19 protein-coding genes and 1 pseudogene are annotated in these 21,931 nt (G+C 59.7%); 12 read left to right on the top strand and 8 right to left on the bottom strand.

All coding sequences use genetic code 11. The annotated features are described in order from the left end of the window. Positions 1 to 120: 120 nt before the first annotated feature. Positions 121 to 432: pseudogene (locus tag YH63_RS01545) on the bottom strand (PQQ-dependent sugar dehydrogenase); the annotation flags it as partial. Positions 433 to 628: 196 nt separating this feature from the next. On the opposite strand from YH63_RS01545, the gene YH63_RS01540 reads away from it, so the two are divergent. From YH63_RS01540 to YH63_RS01515, 6 genes are all read left to right on the top strand, one after another. Then, entirely contained in the window at positions 629 to 997 is a 369-nt protein-coding gene (locus YH63_RS01540) for an enoyl-CoA hydratase/isomerase family protein (protein ID WP_052753882.1), read from the top strand. A 511-nt stretch (positions 998 to 1,508) separates the two neighbouring features. Beyond that, on the top strand, positions 1,509 to 3,647 hold the full coding sequence (locus YH63_RS01535) for an alpha/beta hydrolase fold domain-containing protein (protein ID WP_046829127.1): 2,139 nt from the start codon (positions 1,509 to 1,511) through the stop codon (positions 3,645 to 3,647). A 101-nt stretch (positions 3,648 to 3,748) separates the two neighbouring features. Then, a complete protein-coding gene (locus YH63_RS01530) occupies positions 3,749 to 4,969 on the top strand; it encodes an ABC transporter substrate-binding protein (protein WP_046829128.1) in 1,221 nt (406 codons plus the stop codon). Positions 4,970 to 5,118: 149 nt separating this feature from the next. After that, entirely contained in the window at positions 5,119 to 6,825 is a 1,707-nt protein-coding gene (locus YH63_RS01525) for a long-chain-fatty-acid--CoA ligase (protein WP_046829129.1), read from the top strand. Positions 6,826 to 6,949: 124 nt separating this feature from the next. Next, positions 6,950 to 7,747 carry a TetR/AcrR family transcriptional regulator gene (locus tag YH63_RS01520; protein WP_083992669.1) on the top strand — a complete coding sequence of 266 codons (798 nt, stop codon included), beginning with the start codon at positions 6,950 to 6,952 and terminating at the stop codon, positions 7,745 to 7,747. A gap of 114 nt (positions 7,748 to 7,861) precedes the next feature. Next, the gene (locus YH63_RS01515) at positions 7,862 to 8,275 is read left to right on the top strand and encodes a PaaI family thioesterase (RefSeq protein WP_170978648.1); all 414 of its coding nucleotides are present in this window, start codon (positions 7,862 to 7,864) and stop codon (positions 8,273 to 8,275) included. A gap of 123 nt (positions 8,276 to 8,398) precedes the next feature. Here the strand turns inward: YH63_RS01515 and YH63_RS01510 are convergent, their stop codons facing one another. The 7 genes from YH63_RS01510 to YH63_RS01480 are packed head-to-tail and all read right to left on the bottom strand — an operon-like array spanning position 8,399 to position 15,479. After that, positions 8,399 to 9,592 (bottom strand): acyl-CoA dehydrogenase, encoded by a 1,194-nt coding sequence (locus YH63_RS01510; RefSeq protein ID WP_433995087.1) that lies wholly within the window; start codon positions 9,590 to 9,592, stop codon positions 8,399 to 8,401. A 7-nt stretch (positions 9,593 to 9,599) separates the two neighbouring features. Beyond that, entirely contained in the window at positions 9,600 to 10,385 is a 786-nt protein-coding gene (badI, locus tag YH63_RS01505) for a 2-ketocyclohexanecarboxyl-CoA hydrolase (RefSeq protein WP_046829131.1), read from the bottom strand. A 33-nt stretch (positions 10,386 to 10,418) separates the two neighbouring features. Continuing rightward, positions 10,419 to 11,573 carry an isovaleryl-CoA dehydrogenase gene (locus YH63_RS01500; RefSeq protein ID WP_046829132.1) on the bottom strand — a complete coding sequence of 385 codons (1,155 nt, stop codon included), beginning with the start codon at positions 11,571 to 11,573 and terminating at the stop codon, positions 10,419 to 10,421. 1 nt (position 11,574) lies between these two features. Beyond that, positions 11,575 to 12,351, bottom strand: a complete 777-nt coding sequence (locus tag YH63_RS01495) for an enoyl-CoA hydratase/isomerase family protein (RefSeq protein ID WP_046829133.1) — start codon at positions 12,349 to 12,351, stop codon at positions 11,575 to 11,577. Next, positions 12,348 to 13,847 (bottom strand): class I adenylate-forming enzyme family protein, encoded by a 1,500-nt coding sequence (locus YH63_RS01490; RefSeq protein WP_046829134.1) that lies wholly within the window; start codon positions 13,845 to 13,847, stop codon positions 12,348 to 12,350. The genes YH63_RS01495 and YH63_RS01490 overlap by 4 nt, the downstream gene beginning before the upstream one ends. Before the next feature lie 15 nt (positions 13,848 to 13,862). Then, a complete protein-coding gene (locus YH63_RS01485) occupies positions 13,863 to 14,681 on the bottom strand; it encodes an SDR family oxidoreductase (RefSeq protein ID WP_046829135.1) in 819 nt (272 codons plus the stop codon). Positions 14,682 to 14,684: 3 nt separating this feature from the next. Further along, a complete protein-coding gene (locus YH63_RS01480) occupies positions 14,685 to 15,479 on the bottom strand; it encodes an enoyl-CoA hydratase/isomerase family protein (RefSeq protein ID WP_170978646.1) in 795 nt (264 codons plus the stop codon). Between the two features lie 77 nt (positions 15,480 to 15,556). Between YH63_RS01480 and YH63_RS01475 the strand changes: the two genes are divergently transcribed. The 6 genes from YH63_RS01475 (at position 15,557) to YH63_RS01450 (ending at position 21,914) form a co-directional block, all read left to right on the top strand. Next, positions 15,557 to 16,483 (top strand): enoyl-CoA hydratase-related protein, encoded by a 927-nt coding sequence (locus tag YH63_RS01475; RefSeq protein ID WP_246657989.1) that lies wholly within the window; start codon positions 15,557 to 15,559, stop codon positions 16,481 to 16,483. 92 nt (positions 16,484 to 16,575) lie between these two features. Beyond that, complete coding sequence (locus YH63_RS01470; protein WP_046829138.1) at positions 16,576 to 17,367, top strand: ABC transporter ATP-binding protein; 792 nt, start codon at positions 16,576 to 16,578, stop codon at positions 17,365 to 17,367. Further along, positions 17,364 to 18,143, top strand: a complete 780-nt coding sequence (locus YH63_RS01465; protein ID WP_046829842.1) for an ABC transporter ATP-binding protein — start codon at positions 17,364 to 17,366, stop codon at positions 18,141 to 18,143. Before YH63_RS01470 ends, YH63_RS01465 begins: the two co-directional genes overlap by 4 nt. Continuing rightward, positions 18,140 to 19,999 carry an AMP-dependent synthetase/ligase gene (locus YH63_RS01460; RefSeq protein ID WP_046829139.1) on the top strand — a complete coding sequence of 620 codons (1,860 nt, stop codon included), beginning with the start codon at positions 18,140 to 18,142 and terminating at the stop codon, positions 19,997 to 19,999. The genes YH63_RS01465 and YH63_RS01460 overlap by 4 nt, the downstream gene beginning before the upstream one ends. Next, positions 19,996 to 20,868, top strand: coding sequence for a branched-chain amino acid ABC transporter permease (locus YH63_RS01455; RefSeq protein ID WP_046829140.1), 873 nt, complete (start codon positions 19,996 to 19,998; stop codon positions 20,866 to 20,868). The genes YH63_RS01460 and YH63_RS01455 overlap by 4 nt, the downstream gene beginning before the upstream one ends. Beyond that, positions 20,868 to 21,914 carry a branched-chain amino acid ABC transporter permease gene (locus YH63_RS01450; RefSeq protein ID WP_046829141.1) on the top strand — a complete coding sequence of 349 codons (1,047 nt, stop codon included), beginning with the start codon at positions 20,868 to 20,870 and terminating at the stop codon, positions 21,912 to 21,914. Before YH63_RS01455 ends, YH63_RS01450 begins: the two co-directional genes overlap by 1 nt. Positions 21,915 to 21,931: the final 17 nt, after the last annotated feature.

Here is a 21,931-nt window from a genome sequence, read left to right as displayed (position 1 = left end):
AGGGCACGGTTGCGGTGGGGGAACAGGGTTTCACCGCTGCCACCCGCGCCGTCCGTCTGACATCATCGGCAGCCGTAGGGATTGACGCATGCCAGTGATTCTTACGATGACCATCCATATCTATTTCCCGACCCGCCAGACAACATTGCCGACATCATCCGCAACGACGACGGCTCCCTTTGTATCCATGACGACACCGACGGGGCGGCCGTGCGCCTTTTCGTCGGCCGATAAAAATCTCGTCAGAATATCAACCGGTTTGCCCTGTGGTCGCCCGTCCCGAAATGGCACGAAGATCACCTTGCAGTCGCTACGCGACTTGCGATTCCATGAGCCGTGCAACCCGATAAATGTGCCGCTGCGGTATTGCCCCGGAAGGTTATCGCCTCCTGAGAATGCAAAACCGAGCGGTGCAACGTGGTCGCCCAGCGCACTCGTCGCGGCTTCCGTGACATTGATTCTGTTAGCCACCAGATCGTGCAAGACGCTCATCCGGTCGATCTCCGTCCGGCTCATCGCAATCACCATCATCGGACCAATGCTCCCCAGCTGAAACCGTGGAGAGTGACATCTCGATCTGGGCCAACAGTGACTTCTCTATCTGGCGTCTACATACTGCATTCGCATAATGAGCAGTTTTGGAACGCGATGTCGTTTCGAAGCGGACTTCAAAGGTCAGCGGACTGCAAGCACCAGCTGCTCGGCGAATTTCACCCGGCTCGGTTTCCATCCCGGCTTCGGGTTGACAGTCACTCTGCCGGAGCTTGTCGGAGCAACGCGGGCGTCGATGTTGATGCTCACGGGGAGCCGGATCAAAGGCGACGAAGCTTATCGAATTGGTCTCTGCGATGTTTTGGCCACCCAGGAGAGCCTGCGTGACGAGGCCATGAAGCTGGCGCAGGAAATCGCCGAGAGTTCGCCACTTGGCGTGAAATCAACTCGAAAGACACTTCGTCGCGGGTTGATAGAGCGCCTTGAAGAGCAATTGAAGCGCTAATTCCACGAGCAGTCGTGGCTGCGCGAGACCAATGATTTCGCAGAAGGTGTCAGCGCCAACGCCGAACGCCGCCGCGCGAATTTCCAAGCTCATAGAATCCGAGGAGAAGCGATATGGTTAAGATGCGATCTTTACCTTTCTTCCTGCGGGTCCTCCAGCATACGGTTTCTTTAAGCCGACATCGACAATGGGCTAAAGGCCGCCCATGGTTAGGCCGAACTATTCGAGCAATGCGGGTCGCATGCGATGAGTTTTAACTTGGCGTTTTCGAGGGCAGCCTTCGCGTGATCCCGTTCTGCCTTTAGAATTTGCTGTTGTCTCTGCTGGCATTGATCTGCAGCGACGCTTGGTAGTGAATTTGTTTGCCCCCAATTGAGAAGTGAGTTCGCCTGGCGAAGCTCACCGATCAGGGCGGCCTTGACGACCGTGATGGCGGGCGATACGTACGAACATTCGTTCGTAAAGCCGCCTGTCCGAAACAGGCAGCGCGTCGCGGCAGGGAGGCTCTTGAATGCACGTTATTATTGTTGGGGCGGGTATCGCCGGCATGACTGCCGCTATCGCGTTACGTCAGAAGGGTGTTGACGTGACGGTTCTTGAGCAGGCGTCGGCCCTTAAGGAAATTGGTGCCGGTATCCAGCTCGCCGCCAACGGCTCGCTTGTGTTGCGGGAGCTGGGCCTTGAGGACGCAGTTGCGCAAAAGGGTGTCATTCCACAATCGTACGAAATGCGGGATATCAGCACCGGAAAGTTTATCTATGGATCGCCGCTTGGCGCTGCGGGCACGAAGCACTGGGGTGCGCCGCTCTACAACATCCATCGTGCGGACCTGATCGATATCCTAGCGGGCGCAATGCCGGATGGGATGCTGCGTCTGGGCGTTCAATGTACCGGCTTTGAACAAGACGATGAAGGTGTGACGGTCACTCTGGCCTCGGGAGAGAAGCTTCGCGGCGATGCGTTGATCGGCGCGGACGGCATTCACTCGGCGATCCGAAAGCAGATGCGGGGCGAAGAGCCGACGCATTTCTCCAACATTCTGATGTGGCGCGCCCTGATTCCGGCAGACAAGCTGGGCTCCATAAATCTCGAGGAAAAGGGCAACTATTGGTTCGGCCCCGGCCGTACGCTGATCACCTACTGGGTGCGTCCGAACAATCTCTACAGCATCCTCGCCTCTGTGCCGGCAACTGAAGTCCAGCGCGAGTCGTGGACCGAAAGCGGCGATATTGACGAGCTGCATCGCTCATTCAGCGACATCGAGCCGCGCGCGCGGAAGATGATGGAGCAGATCGATGCCTCGTTCATCACAGGGATGTACTATCGCGACCCGATCGATCGCTGGACCTATGGCCGAGTAACTTTGATGGGCGACGCGGCGCACCCCATGGTGCCCTTCCTCGCGCAAGGCGCATGTCAGGGTATTGAAGACGCCTGGACGCTCGCGACCGTCCTTTCGCAGCGAGCGGACAAGGATGTTCCGGCGGCTCTGTTGGAATACGAGCAGCGGCGGCGTCCCCGCACGACGCGAGTTCAATCTGGCGCCCGGGCGATGGTCAAGTTGACCCATGAATCCGAAGCGGATCGCATCCGCGCACGAAACGGCCGTTGGAAGGGCATGCAGCACATCGATCCTATGACCGAGACCACATGGGGTTTCGTCTGGGGTTACGACGTCCTCAAGGCTGTGAAGCAATCGCCAGGTGAAGTGCTGGGGCTGTCGGCGACCCGCGAGGGCAAGAGCCTGAAGCGGCCTGAGAGCCAGCGCGCATTCACGATGTGGAAGAACACATTTTCGCCCGAGAACGTGGCGCGGGGGCATGATGGCTTGCGCGAGGGCTATGACCGATTCCTGACGACAAATTTCCCGCTGCCCAAGCAGGTTCAGGTTGAGAAGCTTGAGCTTCGTGGTGTGCCTGCGCTGCAGGTTCGTTCAAGCAAGGCGGGCTCGCCCGGCGGTCCGACCGTTCTGCATTTCCATGGCGGCGGTTACGTACTTGGCTCGGCGAGCGGATCGCTCGAGTATGCTGGTCGGCTTGCGGAAGCGGTTGGCGGTGACTGTGTCACTGTTGATTACCGCCTTGCGCCGGAACATCCTTACCCCGCAGCCGTCGATGACGCTGTCGATGCCTATCGCGGCCTGCTCGACAGCGGCGTCCCTGCGTCGTCCATCATATTGAGTGGCGAATCGTCGGGGGGCGGACTGACGCTGGCCTTGGCGCTTGTGTTGAAGACGGCGGGCGATCCACTGCCGGCCGGAATCATCGGCGTTTGTCCGTTTGTCGATCTCACCCTGCGCGGACCGTCCGTTGCCGAGTTCACCGGCGACGATCCTGCTGCCAATCGCGATGTGCTGGCTTATCTCGGCGCGTCATACTTCCAGGGGCACGAGCCTACCGATCCGCTGGTCTCGCCGCTGTATGGCAATCTGTCCGGATTGCCTCCGATGTTCCTGACCGCCAGTGAAGGCGAGGTGCTGTTGAGCGACACCACCCGCTTTGCGGAACTGGCCAAGCAAGCGGGCGTGGATGTGACAACGCGGATCGTTGAAGACTCCGTGCACGTCTACACGATCTTTCCGTTTCTGCCTGAAACCATCTCGACCCTCCAGGCGATTGGGGCGTGGGTCGGAGAACGCGTGAAACGTTAGATCCCTGGCGAGCAAGTCGGTGATCGGCGGCCTGGTCAGTGATGGCCATTCGCCGGTGACCTCCACACGAATTCAAAAACAACAAACTGCGAGGATATCCGATGAAGGTGGTTCGAAAATTCGCGATTGCTGCTGCGATAGGTCTTCTGTCTTCCGGCAGCGCGCTGGCGCAGGGAGCAGGCATCTCGAATGGCACGGTGAAGGTCGGCGTTCTGGGTGACATGTCCGGTGTGTTCCAGGATTTGAGCGGGGCGAGCTCGGTCGCCGCGGTACGGATGGCCGTCGACGATTTTGTCAAGAACGAGAAGCCGTCGTTCAAGGTCGAACTGGTGGTTTCCGACCATCAGAACAAGCCGGATATCGCGGTAAGCCGCGCCCGGGAATGGTACGATCTTGAAGGCGTCGATATGATCACCGATACGATCAATTCGGCTGTTGCGCTTGCGGTGTCCGGCATTACCCGAGACAAGAATCGCGTGCTCATGGTCACGGGCGCGGGCACGACCAGTCTGATCAATGAGCAGTGTTCGCCGAATACGGTACTTTATGCCTGGGACACCTATGGCATATCCAATGCGCTGGCTGGATCGATCACGAAGTCGGGCAAGAAGAACTGGTACTTCCTGACGGTCGACTACGCTCTCGGACAGGCCATCGAAAAGGATGCGATAAAGGCAATCGGCGCTGCTGGCGGCACCGTTGTCGGATCTCGCAAGCACCCGATCGGGACTTCCGACTTTTCGTCGTTTGTGCTGGCCGCTCAAAGCTCTCGTTCCGATGTCATCGCGCTTGCCAACGCGGGCGGAGACTTGATCAACGCGGTCAAGGCAGCCCGCGAATTTGGCGTCAGTCAGAAGCAGACACTCGCACCCATGGCGGGAACGATGATGGACGTCCATGCACTCGGACTCGAAGCGGCGCAAGGCATGGTCCTGGTCGAGGGTTTTTATTGGGACCGGAACGATGAGTCGCGGGCGTGGAGCCAGCGATTCTACAAGGAGCGGAACAGAATGCCGATCATGCTGCAGGCCGGCATCTATTCCGCAGTCACAACCTATCTCAAGGCGGTGAAAGAGACCGGAACCGATGATGCCAAGGTCGTTCTCGATCATATGCGGAAGATGGAGATCAACGACGTCTTCGCGAAGGGCGGTCGGATTCGGGCCGATGGCCGCATGGTGTCCGATCTTTATCTCCTGGAGGTGAAGAGGCCGTCAGACTCAAAGGCGCCTTGGGACTATATGACCGTTCGCGACACGATCCCCGGCGCCAAGGCATACCAGCCGCTTTCAGAGTCACGGTGCCCGCTGGTCAAGAATTAGACCACCGCCGGGTTTGGAAAGGATGTGCTTGCAGCCTCGCGCGCCGAAGGTGTGAATTCCTGAGCCGCGCGAGGAGCGGTCGTCCCTCCCAGTCAGTATTGGAAGAGTCGCAGTTGACGTTCTTCCCTTTGCCTGAAGTTGAATAGAAGATGACGCGACAAGAGAAACGATCGTGGAAGGTCTGGCCGGCTCGGTTGCCTGCGGCGATGGAGCCGCCGACTGTCTCGCTGTGGGATAGCCTGTCTGTCAGTGCAAAGCGCTATCCGAACAAGACGGCCTTGGCATTTTTTGACAGCCGTATCACTTACGCGGAATTGGAGAACGCGGTCGCGCGTCTTGCCGCGCGTCTTGCAGCACTTGGAGTTCAGTCTGGTGATCGCGTGTTGGTGGTCATGCAGAACTGCCCCCAACTTGTTATCGCCCACTATGCGATTGCCCGCGCCAACGCGGTCGTCGTGCCGGTGAACCCGATGAACCGCGCGGCGGAGTTGCGTCACTACATCAGTGATGCGCAAGCCACGGTGGCTATTACAACCGGGGACCTTGCAGGAGAGGTCGCTGCCGCCAGCGATGGGATAGAGACGGCGGATCATCTGCATCATTTGATTGTTTCGCAGTTCGCCGATGTCATCGGTTCATCGAATGGTTCATTTTCTGCGATACCAGCGCAATGGCGGGATTGGCTAACGGCGCATCATCCGTTGCCCAGCCTGGGGCGGGGTGCCGTTCATCATTGGCAGGATGCTCTTCAGGCGCAGGATGTATTGCCGGATCTGGTCGCGTGCCGGGATGATCTGGCGCTTCTCCCCTATACCAGTGGCACAACGGGACTTCCAAAAGGGTGCATGCTGACGCACGCGAGCGTCATGCACAATGCAATGGCCACGTCATTCTGGCTTGATGGCACGCCCGAAATGGTGAGCCTGGCCGTTCTGCCCCTGTTTCATATCACCGGTCTCGTTTGCGTGATGCACGCGTCGATTTTCGCCGGTGGGACTTTGGTGATCATGCCCCGATGGGACCGCGACGTGGCGGGACAACTCATCTCGCAACATGGGGTGAGCCACTGGACTTGCATTCCGACGATGATCATTGACCTGCTGGCAAGTCCGCAGCTCGCGCAATATGACTTTTCTAGTCTTGTCTATATTGGGGGCGGCGGTTCAGCCATGCCTCAGGCTATCGCCGAGCGGCTGTTTGATCAATTCGGGCTGCGGTTTGTCGAAGGCTACGGCCTCACCGAATCCGCTGCTGTCACGCTGTTCAATCCGTGTGACGCGCCGAAACTTCAGTGCCTGGGCATCCCTTTCATCAGCGTCGATGCGCGGGTGATCGATATCGACACGAACGCCGAGATGGCGGTGGGAGAGCAGGGCGAGATTGTCGTTCACGGCCCGCAAGTCTTTCGCGGCTATTGGCGTCGCGCCGATGCCACGGAGCAGGCGTTCATCACGATCGACGGCAAGCGCTTCCTGCGTACCGGCGATCTGGGGTATCAGGGCGAAGCTGGCTACTTCTTCATCACGGATCGGCTCAAGCGAATGATCAACGCATCCGGCTACAAGGTGTGGCCGGCCGAACTCGAGGCGGTGATGTTCCGGCATCCCGGAATCCAGGAAGTATGCGTTATCAGCGCGAATGATGCTTATCGTGGCGAGACGGTCAAGGCGGTGGTCGTCCGTAAGCCATCGCATACTGGGCTCACGGAGCAGGACATCATCGATTGGTGCCGGGCCCAGATCAGTGCCTACAAGGCCCCTCGCATCGTCCAATTCGTTGATGCCTTGCCGAAAAATGCGTCCGGCAAGGTGATGTGGCGGAGGCTCCAGGAAGCGGAGTCGGCCCGGTCTCAATAGCTGGCGTCACGGGCTTGGTCCGGCAGCTGGCCTGTTTCCGGACCGCTCTTCAACCTCATCTGAGTCCAATTTGTCGGGTGGGCGCGGTTGTCAGGCGGTGGTGGGTCAGCTACCTGATCCGTAGATGAGCACGAATCCGCGGAGCGGGCAGTCCATGAGCCGGGCAGGGATGAAGCGTACTCGAACGGGAGCCCGAGTCCCTCAGGACGGGGCCGGTGTCAGCTATCTGGGCCAGGCTATCGACGAAGGAAAGATCGTCGAGCGGCAGGAGGCGTCCGTCGGGCGAATGCGGGGGCACATACTCCTGACGGCCATCGCGTTATTTGCGGAGCGAGGCTATGAAACCTGCAGCATGCGCACGATTGCCAGCGCAGTCGGCCTGAAGGCGCCTACTCTCTATAATTATTATTCCTCGAAGGAGGCGTTGCTCGTTGAAGCGATTGAATTTGGGATGAATGATTTTTTCTCGTATGTCCTGCGAGAAATCGATTCAACACCCCGCAGCGAACGTCTGATTGAGATCGCCCGGCGTCATGTAGATTACAAGATACGACACAGGGTTATTGCCCGAGCAAACGATCGCCTGATCGATCCGCAGTTCGGCAGGATGTTTCTTCCTGAAAAGGAGCGAAAGCATTTTGACAAGCGGCTCGATGATTATCGCTACAGGATTCATGACCTTGTGAATGAGATAGTCGGTTCGGATGAGTTCGTCGATCCTATGTTCGTCACTCTGTCCGTCATGAACCAGTGGGATCGGGCCGCGTACTGGTACAATCCAGAAGGAAAACGAACTCCGGAAGAAGCAGTCGATCAAATGCTGGTGTTGACGTCCCGTCTGCTCGGGCTTCCCGAGATGCCGCGCGACGCGGGAAAGAAAGCGAAAGAGAAGTTGGCGGGGAGACGTCGAACGAATTCTTGACGCAGCTACTACTTGATCATCGAAAATGTTGGCCTTTTTTGCAGGCTCCGAGGATTTTCGGAAATCTGATTAACGAAGTGAAGATGCGCGGCCGCGCAACGTGAAGGAATGTATATGGTGATGCAATTGCCCGCGATTCATCCGTTCGGCGAGACGATAGGGCTTCGCATCGACGAGCAAGGTCCCGGCCGCAGCATTTGTTCGCTTGAGGTTGCTCCAGGCGTTCATCACAATCCGCATCAGGTTGCTCATGGCGCCGTGCTTTACGCACTGGCGGACACCGGTATGGGGATTGCGCTCTACCCAACCCTTGACAAGGGTGAGTCATGTACCACCATCGAGATCAAGATCACCTATTTCCGTCCGGCTCCTGCAGGGATCATCCGTTGTGAAACGGCTCTGCTCAATCGCGGGCGGACGATCGCAAATCTCGATTCCCGGCTTTATCTCGGCGACAAGCTGATTGCGCAAGCCAATGGTAACTTCGCAATCCTGAAGCCGAGGGGACAGGTTGTCGCTGCTCCGTGAGATGCGGACCACGGCGGCTCGGCGCGTTCAGGTTCGGCGCTATTGATAGAAGCGATCCTGTCGCGAAGTGAAGCAGCTATAGGAGATGCCCCGGTGACACCAACACGGCCTTGCATATAGGGATCAAGAAAACGCCTGAATGCCGGTGATGGCGCGGCCGAGAATGAGGGCGTGGACGTCGTGGGTGCCCTCGTAGGTGTTCACGGTCTCCAGGTTCTGCGCGTGACGCATCACGTGATACTCGCTCGAGATGCCGTTGCCGCCGTGCATGTCGCGGGCCATGCGCGCAATGTCCAGCGCCTTGCCGCAGTTGTTGCGCTTCATGATCGAAATCATCTCAGGGGCCATCCTGCCGTCGTCCATCAGGCGGCCGAGCCGCAGCGAGCCCTGCAGGCCGAGTGCGATCTCGGTCTCCATGTCGGCAAGCTTCTTCTGCACGAGCTGGGTCGCGGCCAGCGGACGGTTGAACTGCTTGCGGTCGAGCGTGTACTGCCGCGCGCGGGCGAAGCAGTCTTCCGCCGCGCCCATCGCGCCCCATGAAATGCCGTAGCGAGCCCGGTTGAGGCAGCAGAAAGGCCCCGCGAGACCCGAGACGTTCGGGAGCAGCGCGCTTTCCGGCACCACGACGCCGTCCATCACGATTTCGCCGGTGATCGAGGCGCGCAACGAGAGCTTGCCGCCAATTTTGGGCGCGGACAGGCCCTTCATGCCCTTCTCGAGGATGAAGCCGCGGACCTTGTTGTCGTGCGCGGCGGACTTCGCCCACACCACGAACACGTCGGCGATCGGCGCGTTGGAAATCCACATCTTCGAGCCGGTCAGGCGATAGCCGTCGGCAACCTTCTCGGCGCGCGTCTTCATGCCATCGGGATCAGAGCCGGCATCGGGCTCGGTCAGGCCGAAGCAGCCGACCCACTCGCCGGTGGCGAGCTTCGGCAGATACTTCTTGCGCTGGCTCTCGTCGCCGTAGGCATAGATCGGATACATCACCAGCGACGACTGCACGCTGTTCATCGAGCGATAGCCGGAATCGACCCGCTCGATCTCGCGCGCGACCAGGCCATAGGCGACGTAGCTTGCGTTGGCGCAACCGTACTCTTCTGGCAGCGTGACGCCGATCAGGCCGAGCTCGCCCATCTCGTTGAAGATGTCGCGATCGGTCTTCTCTTCGAGATAGGCCTGCGTTACCCGCGGCAGCAGCTTGTCCTGAGCGTAAGCCCGCGCCGTGTCGCGGATCATCCGCTCGTCTTCGGTCAACTGATCGTCGAGCAGGAACGGATCGTCCCACTGGAATGCAGCGCGCCTGGTCTGTGTCATCATGATCTCAACGATTGAACTTGCGGAAGTCGGGTTTGCGCTTCTCCCGAAACGCCCGGCCGCCCTCTTTCGACTCCTCGGTGTCGTAATAGAGGCTGAGCGCTGCCATGCCCATGCTGGCGATGCCGCGGATCGATTCCGTATCTGCATTGAAGGACCGCTTGGCAAGCGCCAGGGCTGTGGGGCTACGCTCGAGCAGCTCTTCACACCAGCGATCAACCTCCGCATCGAGTTCATCATGCGGCACGGCGATGTTGGCGAGCCCCATCTCGACCGCCTGCGCAGCCGTGTAGCGCCGGTTGAGATACCAGATTTCGCGCGCCTTCTTCTCGCCAACGACACGGGCCAGATAAGCAGTTCCGAAACCCGGATCGACGGATCCGACCTTCGGACCAACCTGTCCGAACTGCGCCCTGTCGGATGCAATCGTCAGATCGCAGATCGTCGCGAGCACGTTGCCACCGCCGATCGCAAAGCCGTTGACCCGTGCGATGACGGGCTTCGGCATGTCGCGAATGACGCTCTGGAATTCGTCGATGGGCAGGCCGATCGTGCCCCGGCCGTCGTATTGTCCCTCATGTGCGCTCTGGTCGCCGCCGGTGCAGAAGGCCTTGTCCCCCGCGCCGGTCAAAACGATCACGCCAATCGACTTGTCCCACCCCGCGCGCTGAAAGGCGTGGATGAGCTCTTCGACCGTCTTCCCACGAAAGGCATTGTAGCTTGCTGGCCGATTGATCGTGATGCGAGCAATGCCCTTCGGGCGTTCCTCGTAGATGATGTCTTCGTAAGTCATGTTCTTTCCTCCCTGCGGTCCATTGGCTAGTGGCTATCCGCCGGCGTGGACCAGTTCGCGGCCGATCAGCATTTTGCGGATTTCCGTCGTGCCCGCGCCAATCTCATATAGCTTGGCGTCGCGCAGTAACCGGCCCGTCGCGTATTCGTTGATGTAACCGTTGCCGCCGAGCAACTGAATGGCGTCGAGCGCTACACGCGTCGCGGCTTCCGATGCGAACATGATGGCGCTGGCGGCCTCCTTGCGAAGCGGCAGCCCGCGATCCGCCGCAGCGGCCACGGTATAGAGGTAGGCGCGCGAGACATTGAGCGCGGTCATCATTTCAGCAAGCTTACCCTGGACTAGCTGAAATTCTCCGATCGGTTGGCCGAACTGCTTGCGTTCCCGCACGTAGGGCAGTGCAATATCAAGCGCCGCCTGCATCAATCCAACAGACGCGGACGCGGCGACGATGCGCTCATAGTCGAGGCCTTTCATCAGTACTCGGACGCCGGCGTCGATTGTTCCCAGAACATTCTCCGCCGGAATTTCGCAATCCTCGAACACCAGTTCGCAAGTGCCTGAGCCACGCATGCCGAGTTTGTCGAGCTTTTGCGCGCGGCCGAAACCGGGCGTGTCACGCTCGACCACAAAAGCGGTGATGCCGCGCTTACCAGCATCAGGGCTCGTTTTTGCGTAGATCACATAAACGTCGGCGTGATCGCCGTTGGTGATCCACATCTTGCTACCGTTGAGAACGAAGCGATCGCCGCGTTGCTCCGCCCGCAGCGCCATGCTGACGACGTCCGATCCGGAACCGGATTCGCTCATGGCCAGCGCACCGACATGCTCGCCGGAGATCAGCTTGGGCAGATAACGCCTCCGCAGCTCAGGATTGGCATTTAGCCGGATCTGGTTCACGCACAGGTTGGAATGGGCGATGTAGGAAATTCCGATCGAGCCGGAAGCGCGGGAAATTTCCTCGGAAGCGACCACGTGCGCGAGATAGCCTAAACCCGCGCCACCGTCGTCTTCGTCTGCCGTAATTCCCAACACGCCGAGCGCGCCGAGGTCCGGCCACAGATGTCGCGGAAACGTATCCTTGCGGTCGACCTCGTCAGCCAACGGCGCGATTCGTTCGCTGGCGAACGCGGCGACACTGTCCCGGATTTGGCGCGTGGTCTCGTCCGATGCGTAAATGTCGAGCATGTCAGTGTCCTGTAAATGCAGGGACGCGCTTTTCGGAGAAGGCGGCGATGCCTTCCTTCGCGTCCGCGCTGGCCAGAAGATATTGAAGGCTGGCACGCTCCATATCGAGGCTGTCCGCAAGACTGAGCGAGCGGGATTTCCGGATCAGTTCAAGCGTCCGGACAATTGCCAGCGGCGCGTTCGCGGCGATGCGGGTTGCGATCCTGAAGGCCGTCTCCATCAGTTGCTCCGGGGGAACAACGCGGCTGACGAGACCGGCGCGGAGCGCCGTGTCCGCGTCGATCGCTTCGCCGGTCAGCAGCATTTCGGCTGCAATGGCGGGCGCGATGAACCGGGGGAGGCGGGTTACGCCGCCTGCGCCGGCAAGCACGCCGACCTGGACTTCCGGCAGGCCGAATTTTGCCTTGGCGCTGGCGATCCGGATGTCCGAAGCCAGCGCCAGTTCAAGGCCGCCGCCGAACGCCATACCATTGACGGCGGCGATGATCGGTTTGCGTGTCGGATATACACGTGTCAGCCCGCAGAACGTGCCGTCATCGGCATTGATCTCGTTGCGGCGGCGCAGATCCGGCAAAAGCTGCGCGATATCGCCGCCTGCGCAAAATGACTTCTCTGTTCCGGTAAGGATAATGCACCGTACGTCGTACGCCTGTTCCGCCCAGGCCCATGCCTCACGCAACAGCAAATCCGTCGCCGGATCGATGGAATTCAGCTTGTCGGGACGATTGATGGTGATGAGGGCTACGCCGGGGCGTGGAATTTCACGCAAGACAGTCATGAATCAACCTTTGTACGAAGTTCGCGCTTGAGGATTTTTCCGAGATAGTTCTTCGGCAGTTCGTCGTAGCTCATGAACAGGATGCGCTTGGGCGTCTGGTAGCCGCCAAGATCCTTCCGCGCAAACGAGATCAGGTCGTTTTCGTCGGCGGACATGCCGTCATGCAGCGTGATCACGGCGGTGACCATCTCGCCCCAGTGATCGTCCTGCGTGCCGATCACGGCGACTTCGCGTACTGCGGGGTGTTTCGCCAGCACGTGCTCGACTTCCTGCGAGTAGACGTTGAGGCCGCCCGTCTTGATCATGTCCTTGGAGCGATCATGAAATGTGATGAAACCATTTGCATCCATGACGCCAAGATCGCCGGTTAAAAGCCAGCCATCGTGGAACACTCTCGCGGTTTCTTCCGGGCGGTTGAAATATCCGCTCATCACAGCTGGGCCGCGGACTGCGATCTCTCCGACTGTATCCGGTGGCGCGTCGGTGCGGTCTTCGCGCAGCATGCGGATTTCGCAGTTGCGCACGGCGCGGCCGATGCTGCCGGGAGCGAGGTCGTAATCTTCCGGTTGCAGTACGGTTACGATGGGGCCGGCTTCGGTCAGTCCATACTGATAATAGATACCGAGTCCCGGATTGAGCGCCTCCATTTCCTCGCGCTCGTGCCGGGGAAGGATGCCTGCGCCTGAGTACCAGCGACGGAAATGCCGCCAGTCCGCCTTGCCCGCATTTGGGTGCTTGACCACCTGGCGCGCCATGGTGGGCGGTGTGAATCCGTTCGTGACGCGCTCACGCTGCACCATGTCGATCCAGGCGTCCGCCGTGAACTCCCGCAGGATTACGGCCGTGCCGCCGAGATAGAGATGCGGCAGCAACCACGTGTTTAGCGCGGCCGAGTGATGCAGGGCGGTTCCGAGCAGGGTGGTGTCCCATTCGGTGATCCGTGTGGCCAGCGCTTCGTTGATCACGTTCCAGAACAGGTTGGCGTGAGACAGCAGTACGCCCTTGGAGACGCCGGTTGTACCGCCAGTAAACAGAATGACGTTTCCGTCTGTCGGCTTCACCAAGTCAAAGGCATGCTGCTCGGTATGCCGACTCGTGAGATCGTCGAGCGATGCCCGGGATAATTCGATGATCTCGGGAAGCCCGGAGAAACCGGACAGTGCAGCGCGAGAGCCAGTATCGGTGAACAGGAGGCTCACCCCGACGCTTTGCATCATCGCGACGAGACGGTCAGGTGTTTCCCGGTAGTTCAGTGCCGTTGCGATCGCGCCGAGTTTCACGATGGAGAGATAGACCATCACCCATTCCACCGACGCGCCGGAAAGGATACCGATACGGTCACCGGCGCGAACGCCGCGGGCGGCAAATGCTGCTGCAAGGGCATCCGTTTCCCGATCAAGTTCCGCATAGGTCAAGCGCCGCCGGTCATCGACGATGGCGGTCTTGGCCGGGCGTTGGCGCGCATGAAGATTGATCCACTGTCCGACAGGCTGCATGCGGTGATCCTTTGGTTAATCGATCAGAATGTCAGCGGCGAGTTCGACGCACGGATCGATTGCATAGTGCGAGAAATCCGAGAAGCCCTCGTCTCGCAGGAAGTCTTCGTCGATCAAACTATTGCCGGAGAACGTGCGGCTGTCCTTTGTCACGATCAGATAAGCGGCATCGGCCATGATCGCAGGATGCCGGCTGCGGCGGTATTCGTCCTCATAGTGCACGCGAACTGCGTCGGTCGCGATCATCGTTCGCGGCCAGAGCGAGTTCGCTGCGATGCTGTCTGGTCGGAACTCTTCAGCGACTCCCAGCGTGCACATGGTCATGCCGTACTTGGAGATCGCATAAGCCGCATATGTGCCGTACCACTTCGTGCCCGTGCTTATGGGCGGCGACAGCGTGAGTACGTGCGGATTTTTCGACGCCCGCAGATGAGGAATCGCATAATGTGAACAGAGATAGGTCCCGCGGGTGTTGATCGATTGCAGCAAGTCGTAACGCTGCGGCGATGTATCGAGAAGTCCGGTCGGACTGATGGCACTGGCATTGTTGACGAGAATATCGAGGCCGCCGAACGTTTTGACCGCCGTCTCGATCGCGTCCTTGACGGCGTCCGTGTTTCGAACGTCTACCTGTAACGGCAGGGCTTCTCCGCCGGCGCGGCGGATTTCGTCGGCGACCGTGTGGATGGTGCCAGGAAGCGAGGTGTGAGGATCGCTGGTCTTTGCGGCGATGACAATCCTTGCACCATCGGCCGCGAATTTAAGGGCGATCTCTCGGCCGATCCCGCGGCTGCCGCCGGTGATGAATATAACCTTGTCTTGCAACAGGCGCATCTATTACGCTCCCTTGAAAACAGGTTGCCGGCGCGCCGCGAAGGCGCTGACGCCCTCGCGGAAATCGGCCGTGCCTGCGCACTGCGCGAATGCCGCGAGTTCGGAGGACAGTTGCTGATCAAAAGAGGTCGTCGGAGCCTGATAGGTAAGACCCTTCAAGGCGCGCACGGAGGCCGGTGCATTTCCGCGCAGGATGCCGGCCATGCGGACGACTTCCGACTCAAGGTTGTCGGACGACGCTAACCGATTGACCAGGCCCATCTGCAGTGCGTCTGAGGCGGTAAACGTGTCGCTCAACAGCAGGAGTTCGAGGGCGCGGCGCTGCCCGAGCGCGCGCGTCAGGGCATGAGTCATCCCGCCATCGGCGCTGGCCCCGAGCTTGCGGTAGGCTGCGGCGAACTTCGCCTTGTCTTCCGCGACCACGAAGTCGCAGGCGAGTGCCAGCGACAGAGCGCCCCCGGCGCAGGCGCCATGCACGACCGCGATGGATGCTGCTGTCGAGCGCCGCAAGGAGAGCAACGCATCGTGGAAATTCGTTATAACGTCTGCAATCACGCGCGGTAATGCATCACCCGCTTCCGTGAACATTGCCATGTCGCCACCGACCGAGAAATGCCGGCCGCGTCCGCGCAGGATGACCACGCGGATATCCGGATTGGCTTCAAGATCGAAGGCGGCAGTTTTGAACTCCGTCATCATCTGAAGGTTGATGCCATTGCCGCTTTCCGGCCGGTTCAGCCAGATCGTCGCGACCTGCTCGTCAATGGTCAGTTCAATGGTGGAAAACTCGCGAGGCATCATGTTCTCCGTTGAATAATGGTCAGGAGTGTTCAGCTTCTGGCGCCCCGCGCATCGAAAGAACGGCACGGCGGGTTGTGGATTCGTTCGTAGAGTGCGGTGGCGCCTTTCCGGTTGTCCGATGTCTGTCTGGACGCGGTAGCAAATCCCATCTAATAAAGCAACGGTCAACCGTTTGTTTAATGAGGTGTGCTGTGACCATCGAATCTTCTTCCGATGCTGAAGCGGATGTTGTGATCCGCGATATCGACGAACGCGGCGTGGCGCGCATTACGATCAACCGCCCCCATGTCCATAATGCATGGAATCCGCAAGTTGTGGTGGCGTTAACCGATGCGGTTGAATCCGTTTCAGCGATGCCTCAAGTGCGTGCGGTGGTGCTGACCGGTGAGGGCAAGAGTTTCAGCGCCGGCGGCGACCTGCGCTGGATGCGCGGAATTCTCGATCAGTCTTCGGAGCAGCGCCGCGAAGATGCCAGCCGAATCGGCAAGCTTCTGGTTGCGATCGACTCATCTCCCAAGCCTGTGATTGCGCGCGTCAATGGCGCGGCGATCGGCGGTGGCTTTGGCCTCGTTTGTGCCTGCGACATCGCGGTGGCCTGCAATGAAGCGGTTTTCGGCTTGTCCGAGGTGCGGCTGGGGATCATTCCCGCCATGATTTCGCCGTTTGTCGTTCGCCGTCTGGGTGAGGCGCAGGCGCGCGCGCACTTCTTGACGGGGCACGATCCGATGCCGGCGCAGAAGGCGCTTGACGCCGGCCTGGTGCATCATGTTGTCGGGCGCGGCGATCTTGATGCTGCCGTGGAGGCCGAGCTGCGAGCGGTACTGAGGTCTTCGCCAACCGCGATCGCTGAGACCAAGCGGTTGTTTCGGCGCACCGGCGCGCGCGGCCTTGATGCCGCAATCGAAGACGCGACCAGCGCGCTTGTCGGCACGTGGGAAAGCGGCGACGCGCGCGAAGGCCTGACTGCATTCCTTGAAAAGCGAAGTCCGTCCTGGCATTGAAACGGGCGGGCAACCGTTTTTTTCTTGCGCGTTGTTCGGAGCGCTGATAGCTGTCGTGACTGAAGGCCCTTGAGGCCCACATGGGGAAACAAATGCTTGAGGTTGAAAACCTTCAGGTGGTTTACAACAACGCCATCGAGGCCGTTCGCAACGCGTCGTTGAATGTGACCGCGGGCGGTATTACGGCGTTGCTCGGCGCCAACGGCGCGGGCAAGACCACGCTGTTGAAAGCTATTTCCGGCGTGCTCTATCCCGAGGACGGCAAGATCCGCGATGGCGTAATCCGGTTCGAAGGCTGTGATCTTACGAAACTCGCCCCGGACGACATCGTGCGGCTCGGCATCGCGCATGTTCCGGAAGGCCGGAAGCTTTTCATTGAGCTGACCGTGGAAGAAAATCTGGTGGTCGGGGGCCATACCACCAACCGGGCCGACATCGCTCGCCGCCTCGAAGAAATCTACCAGCTTTTCCCGCAGCTCAAGAATCGCCGCACGGTTCTCTCCGGTTATCTCTCTGGTGGTGAACAACAGATGGTCGCAATCGGGCGGGCGTTGATGGCCAATCCGCGATTGCTGATGCTCGATGAGCCGTCGCTGGGGATTGCGCCGCTGATGGCTGAAGCGATCTACGCTGCAGTGAGGCGGCTAAGTGGCGAAGGCGGTCTCACTGTGCTGCTGGTGGAGCAGAACGCGAGCCTCGCGCTCGATGCTTCGCGCAACGCATTTGTTCTGGAGAATGGCCGGGTCGTGCTCGACGGCACCTCGGAAGAGCTGAAGCGCAATGAAGACGTTTGCGAGTTCTATCTTGGTCTTGGTGCCAAGGGAGTCCGCCGCAGTATGCGCGATGTGAAACATTACAAGCGTCGCAAGCGGTGGTTGTCGTGAACGCAATTCTTGAAGTCAGTCAGCTTGGCAAGTCCTTCGGCGGCGTGCACGCGGTTCAGGACGTCTCGTTCTCCGTGAAGCGCGGCACGATTTGCAGCCTGATCGGGCCGAATGGCGCGGGCAAGACCACGGTCTTCAATATGATCAGTGGTCTCGTGCCGCCGACGCGCGGAACAGTGCGCTTCGAAGGCGAGGCGATCACCGGTCTGCCGGCCCATCGCATGGCGCATAGGGGGCTCGGGCGCACATTCCAGAACCTCGCGGTTTTTGCCCATGCTTCCGTGGTCGACAACATTCTGGTCGGGATGCATTCGCAATTGTCGGCCAACCCTCTGACGGCAGCGTTGTATTGGGGTTGCGTGCGCAAGCAGGAGATCGAGGCGCGGCGCCGCGTCGAGGAGATCGTCGACTTTCTCGAAATCCAGAGCGTTCGCGATCTGCCCGTCGGAACCTTGTCTTATGGTTTGCAGAAGCGCGTTGAGCTTGGACGTGCGCTCGCGATGAACCCGCGGCTGCTGCTGCTGGACGAGATGGTTTCCGGAATGAACCAGGAAGAGACCGAAGATATCGCCCGTTTCATTCTCGATATCAAAGAGCAACTCGACGTCACGGTGCTGATGGTCGAGCACGACATGGGGATCGTGATGGATATTTCCGATCAGGTCGTGGTTCTCGAATTCGGCAAGAAAATCGGTGAGGGCACGCCGTCGGAGGTGTCGCAAGATCCGCGGGTGATGGCAGCGTATTTGGGTAATGCGAGGAGCGACGCAGCATGACGGCTTCGATTCGCGATCAGGCGCGCGCGGGCTCACTGCCAATTCCGCAACTGGTGAAGCTGTGGAGCGAAATCCAGCCGGACGCCCTCGCGTTCCGCGAGAAGGATTTTGGGATCTGGAAGCGGATTACGTGGGGCGAGTATTCGCGCAACGTCGAGCTTCTGGCGCTCGGTCTCGCTGACCTCGGCTTTCGCGAGGGTGAGCGTCTTGCTATCGCGGGCGAGGGAATTCCAGAGTGGATGTACGCCGACATGGCGGCGCAGTCGCTCGGCGGCATCTGTGTGGGATTGTATCCGACGAGCCCGTGGGCGGAGCTTGCCTACATTCTTGAGCATTCCGGATCGCGCGTCGTGGTGTGCGGAGATCAGGAGCAGGTCGACAAAATTCTGGAAGCGCGCAAACAGCATGGTCTATCTAACCTGAAGTGGGTCATCTACGTCGATGACAAGGGCATGCGTGGCTATGAGGAAGATGGCCTCGTCAGTATCGCCGAAGTCATCGAACGCGGCCAGCGCAGGGCCGAGAGCGACCCAGCAGTGCTCGTCAACTACCGGACGCAGTCGGCAGCCTGTTCGCCGGACGATCCCGCGATCATTGTCTACACGTCCGGCACGACCGGCGCGCCGAAGGGCGCGATGCTCTCCCATCGCAACATGCTGGTTGCCGGATGCAGTGTGGTCGACACGTTCGGCTACGACGGGAAGAATCTCGAGGTACTTTGCTATCTCCCGCTGTGTCACGTTGCAGAGCGCTCGTTCTCGACTGTGATGCAGTTGTGCTGCGGTTCGGTGGTGAATTTCGCGGAGTCGGTGGATACCGTCTCGATGGATCTGCGCGAAATCGGGCCGACGCTGTTTCTCGGCGTGCCGCGTATCTGGGAAAAGCTTCAGCAAACCATCACGATCAAGATCAAGGAATCCTATCCGTTCCATCGCTGGGCATATCAGGCAGCACTCGCTCTGGCGATGCCGATTGCGCGTCGCGAAATCGCTTCCGGCGGATACCGAAGGGGACTCCGCGACAAGCTGGTTGGCAAACTGCTGCACCTGCTGATGTTCCGCAACATTCAGAGATTCTCCGGCTTGCACCGGGTTGCTGTGTGCTTCTGCGGGGCGGCGTCTGTTTCTCCGGAAACCTTGCTGTTCTTCCGCGCGATCGGGCTTCCGATCTATCAGGTCTATGGAATGACCGAGACGGCCGCCGTTGCTCTGGTGCAGCAGCCCGAGCACACCGCGTTTGGATGCGTCGGCGTGCCAATCCCCTCGCTGCAGTATCGCCTCGGAGACGACGGCGAATTGCTGATGAAGGGACCGACGGTGTTCCTTGGATACCTCGACGCGCCAGAGGCAACTGCGGCGGTGCTGAACGACGGATGGCTCGCATCCGGCGACATCGCGCGGATTGTCGATGGCGAGGTGCAGATCATCGATCGCAAGAAGGACCTGATCATTACGTCAGGCGGCAAGAACATTTCGCCATCCGAAGTCGAGCATGCGCTGAAGGAGAGCATCTATATCCGCGAAGCGATCGTGGTCGGCGACGGCCGCAACTTCGTCGCTGCGTTGATTCAGGTCGATTACGACTCCGTCGGCAAGTGGGCGCAGGAGAAAGCGCTGTCTTTCACAACCTATCGCAGCCTCACTCTCCTGCCGGAGGTACGCGAGCTGATCGATGACGAGGTTAACGCCGCCAACTCCCGCTTCGCGCGTGTCTCCCAGGTGCGCAAGTTCTCGTTGCTGACCAAGGAGCTCGACCACGACGACGGCGAGCTGACGGCCACCATGAAGGTCCGGCGCAAGGCGATCGAGCAGAAGTTCGTGAATGAGATCGTCGAGATTTACGGAGCAAGGGCGTGAACTATTTCTTCGCACTTTTCGGATCCGGGCTCGCTGTTGGCGCGGTCTATGGTCTTGTGGCCATCGGCTTTGCCGTCATTTACAAGGCAACGCGCGTCATCAACTTCGCCCACGGCGAGATGATGATGCTGAATGCCTATCTCGCCCACACCATTGCGGTTCATACCGGAGTCGGCTTCTGGACGCTGGTACCGATCGTCATCATCATCTCTATCGTCATCGGGCTGCTGGTCGAGGTGCTCTTGATCCGGCCAATGATCGGCGAGCCGACCATCGCCATCGTGATGATGACGGTGGGCTTGGCGATTGTTATCCGCTCGATCGTGGTGCTGATCTGGGGCGCCGCTCCGCTCGAGTTTCCGGCGCAGCCGGGTGATAGCGTCCTCGTTTTCGGGCCGATCCGTCTTTATCTGGCACAAGTCATCGCCATCGGTTTCCTTGTCGTCATCATGGCCGGCTTTGCGATGTTCTATCGCTATACCCGCTCGGGCATCGCCATGCGTGCCGCGGCGAACAACGAGACGGTCGCGCTGTTGATGGGCATCGACGTGCGCCGGATCTACGCGTTGGCCTGGGCGCTCGCCGCGGCGACTGCAGGACTGGCTGGCCTGCTGGTGTCGACGATCTATGAGATCGGTCCCGATATGTCTGCATTTGGCTTGCGCGCATTCCCCGCAACAATTCTGGGCGGGTTGGACGCTGTAGGCGGTTCGGCTATCGGCGGATTCATCATCGGGATTCTGGAAAATATCGGCGAGGGATACATCGGCCGTGGCCTGAAAGAGATCATCGGCTTTGTGATCATTCTGGTGGTTCTGATGATCCGTCCGTTCGGACTGTTCGGAACCCGTGATGTGGAGCGAGTCTGATGCGCGCAGGTCATTTTAAGCAGAGTTACACGGAGCTTGTCGCTTTCACCGACTCGGCGACCGTCAAAGCCTGGACCGGTGTTCTGCTGTTGGCGTGCCTCGCGCTGCCTGCGGTCGTTGGCCCATACTTTCTGACGCTGGCGACAACGATCCTGATTACAGCCATTGGCGTTGTTGGCCTCAATCTGCTCACCGGCGTGTGCGGGCTGATTTCGCTGGGGCAGGCCGGTTTCCTGGCGATCGGCGCATATACCGCGGGCATTCTCGCGGTCGACTACTCGCTGTCGATCATCCCTGGAATGATAAGCGGTGGGCTATTCGCGGCACTGCTATCCCTGCTGGTCGGCGTTCCGTCGTTACGTCTTAAGGGACTCTATCTCGCGATCACGACACTCGCCTTCACTGTCATCGCTACGCACACCATCCTTAATCTGGATTGGCTCACGCGCGGCTCGGCCGGGCTGTTTCTGCCGGCGCCGACGTTGTTCGGGTTTCCGCTCGCAACCAAGACCGCATTTTACTACTTCAGTCTTGCGATGACCGTGTTGTTTGTGGTCGCCGCGATGAACATCATGCGTAGCCGGGTGGGGCGCGCGTTCGCAGCGATCCGCGATCACGATACTGCCGCGGAGATGATGGGCATCAATCAGGTTTCCTACAAGCTGATGGCCTTTGCGATCTCGGCGTTCTTTACGGGCGCAGCTGGCGCACTCAGCGCGTATCAGGTGCGTTACATCAACGTCGACAGCTTCGCGCTGCTCGTCAGCATCGAGGCGCTGGCCATGATTATCGTCGGTGGGCTCGGTTCGATCGCTGGAGCGATCCTCGGCACCATCTTCATGTCGTTGCTGCCGGAGGTGACGCGCTGGCTTTTCGACACGCTGGGCAGTGGCCTCACCGAGGTGTTCTCGACCCGTGCGCTCGAGGTCCGTGGACTGCTGTACGGCATCGTCATCGTGGTGGTGTTGCGCGTTCAGCCAGACGGCTTGATGGGGCTGTGGCGGGACGCGAAGCGTCTCTGGAGCAACTGGCCATTTCGATACTGAGACAAACAAATCAACAA

Source organism: Afipia massiliensis (assembly GCF_001006325.2).
Lineage (GTDB): Bacteria > Pseudomonadota > Alphaproteobacteria > Rhizobiales > Xanthobacteraceae > Afipia > Afipia massiliensis_A.
Note: the sequence above shows the minus strand (reverse complement) of the source record. Positions and strands in the feature narration are given on the sequence as shown.

Coding starts and splice junctions, on each gene's coding strand:
- YH63_RS01510 (WP_433995087.1), bottom strand. CDS start 9,592: ATGACACAGACCAGGCGCGCTGCATTCCAGTGGGACGATCCGTTCCTG.
- YH63_RS01540 (WP_052753882.1), top strand. CDS start 629: ATGAGCAGTTTTGGAACGCGATGTCGTTTCGAAGCGGACTTCAAAGGT.
- YH63_RS01450 (WP_046829141.1), top strand. CDS start 20,868: ATGCGCGCAGGTCATTTTAAGCAGAGTTACACGGAGCTTGTCGCTTTC.
- YH63_RS01485 (WP_046829135.1), bottom strand. CDS start 14,681: ATGCGCCTGTTGCAAGACAAGGTTATATTCATCACCGGCGGCAGCCGC.
- YH63_RS01515 (WP_170978648.1), top strand. CDS start 7,862: ATGGTGATGCAATTGCCCGCGATTCATCCGTTCGGCGAGACGATAGGG.
- badI (WP_046829131.1), bottom strand. CDS start 10,385: ATGACTTACGAAGACATCATCTACGAGGAACGCCCGAAGGGCATTGCT.
- YH63_RS01535 (WP_046829127.1), top strand. CDS start 1,509: ATGCACGTTATTATTGTTGGGGCGGGTATCGCCGGCATGACTGCCGCT.
- YH63_RS01495 (WP_046829133.1), bottom strand. CDS start 12,351: ATGACTGTCTTGCGTGAAATTCCACGCCCCGGCGTAGCCCTCATCACC.
- YH63_RS01490 (WP_046829134.1), bottom strand. CDS start 13,847: ATGCAGCCTGTCGGACAGTGGATCAATCTTCATGCGCGCCAACGCCCG.
- YH63_RS01530 (WP_046829128.1), top strand. CDS start 3,749: ATGAAGGTGGTTCGAAAATTCGCGATTGCTGCTGCGATAGGTCTTCTG.
- YH63_RS01520 (WP_083992669.1), top strand. CDS start 6,950: ATGAGCACGAATCCGCGGAGCGGGCAGTCCATGAGCCGGGCAGGGATG.
- YH63_RS01500 (WP_046829132.1), bottom strand. CDS start 11,573: ATGCTCGACATTTACGCATCGGACGAGACCACGCGCCAAATCCGGGAC.
- YH63_RS01480 (WP_170978646.1), bottom strand. CDS start 15,479: ATGCCTCGCGAGTTTTCCACCATTGAACTGACCATTGACGAGCAGGTC.
- YH63_RS01470 (WP_046829138.1), top strand. CDS start 16,576: ATGCTTGAGGTTGAAAACCTTCAGGTGGTTTACAACAACGCCATCGAG.
- YH63_RS01525 (WP_046829129.1), top strand. CDS start 5,119: ATGACGCGACAAGAGAAACGATCGTGGAAGGTCTGGCCGGCTCGGTTG.
- YH63_RS01460 (WP_046829139.1), top strand. CDS start 18,140: ATGACGGCTTCGATTCGCGATCAGGCGCGCGCGGGCTCACTGCCAATT.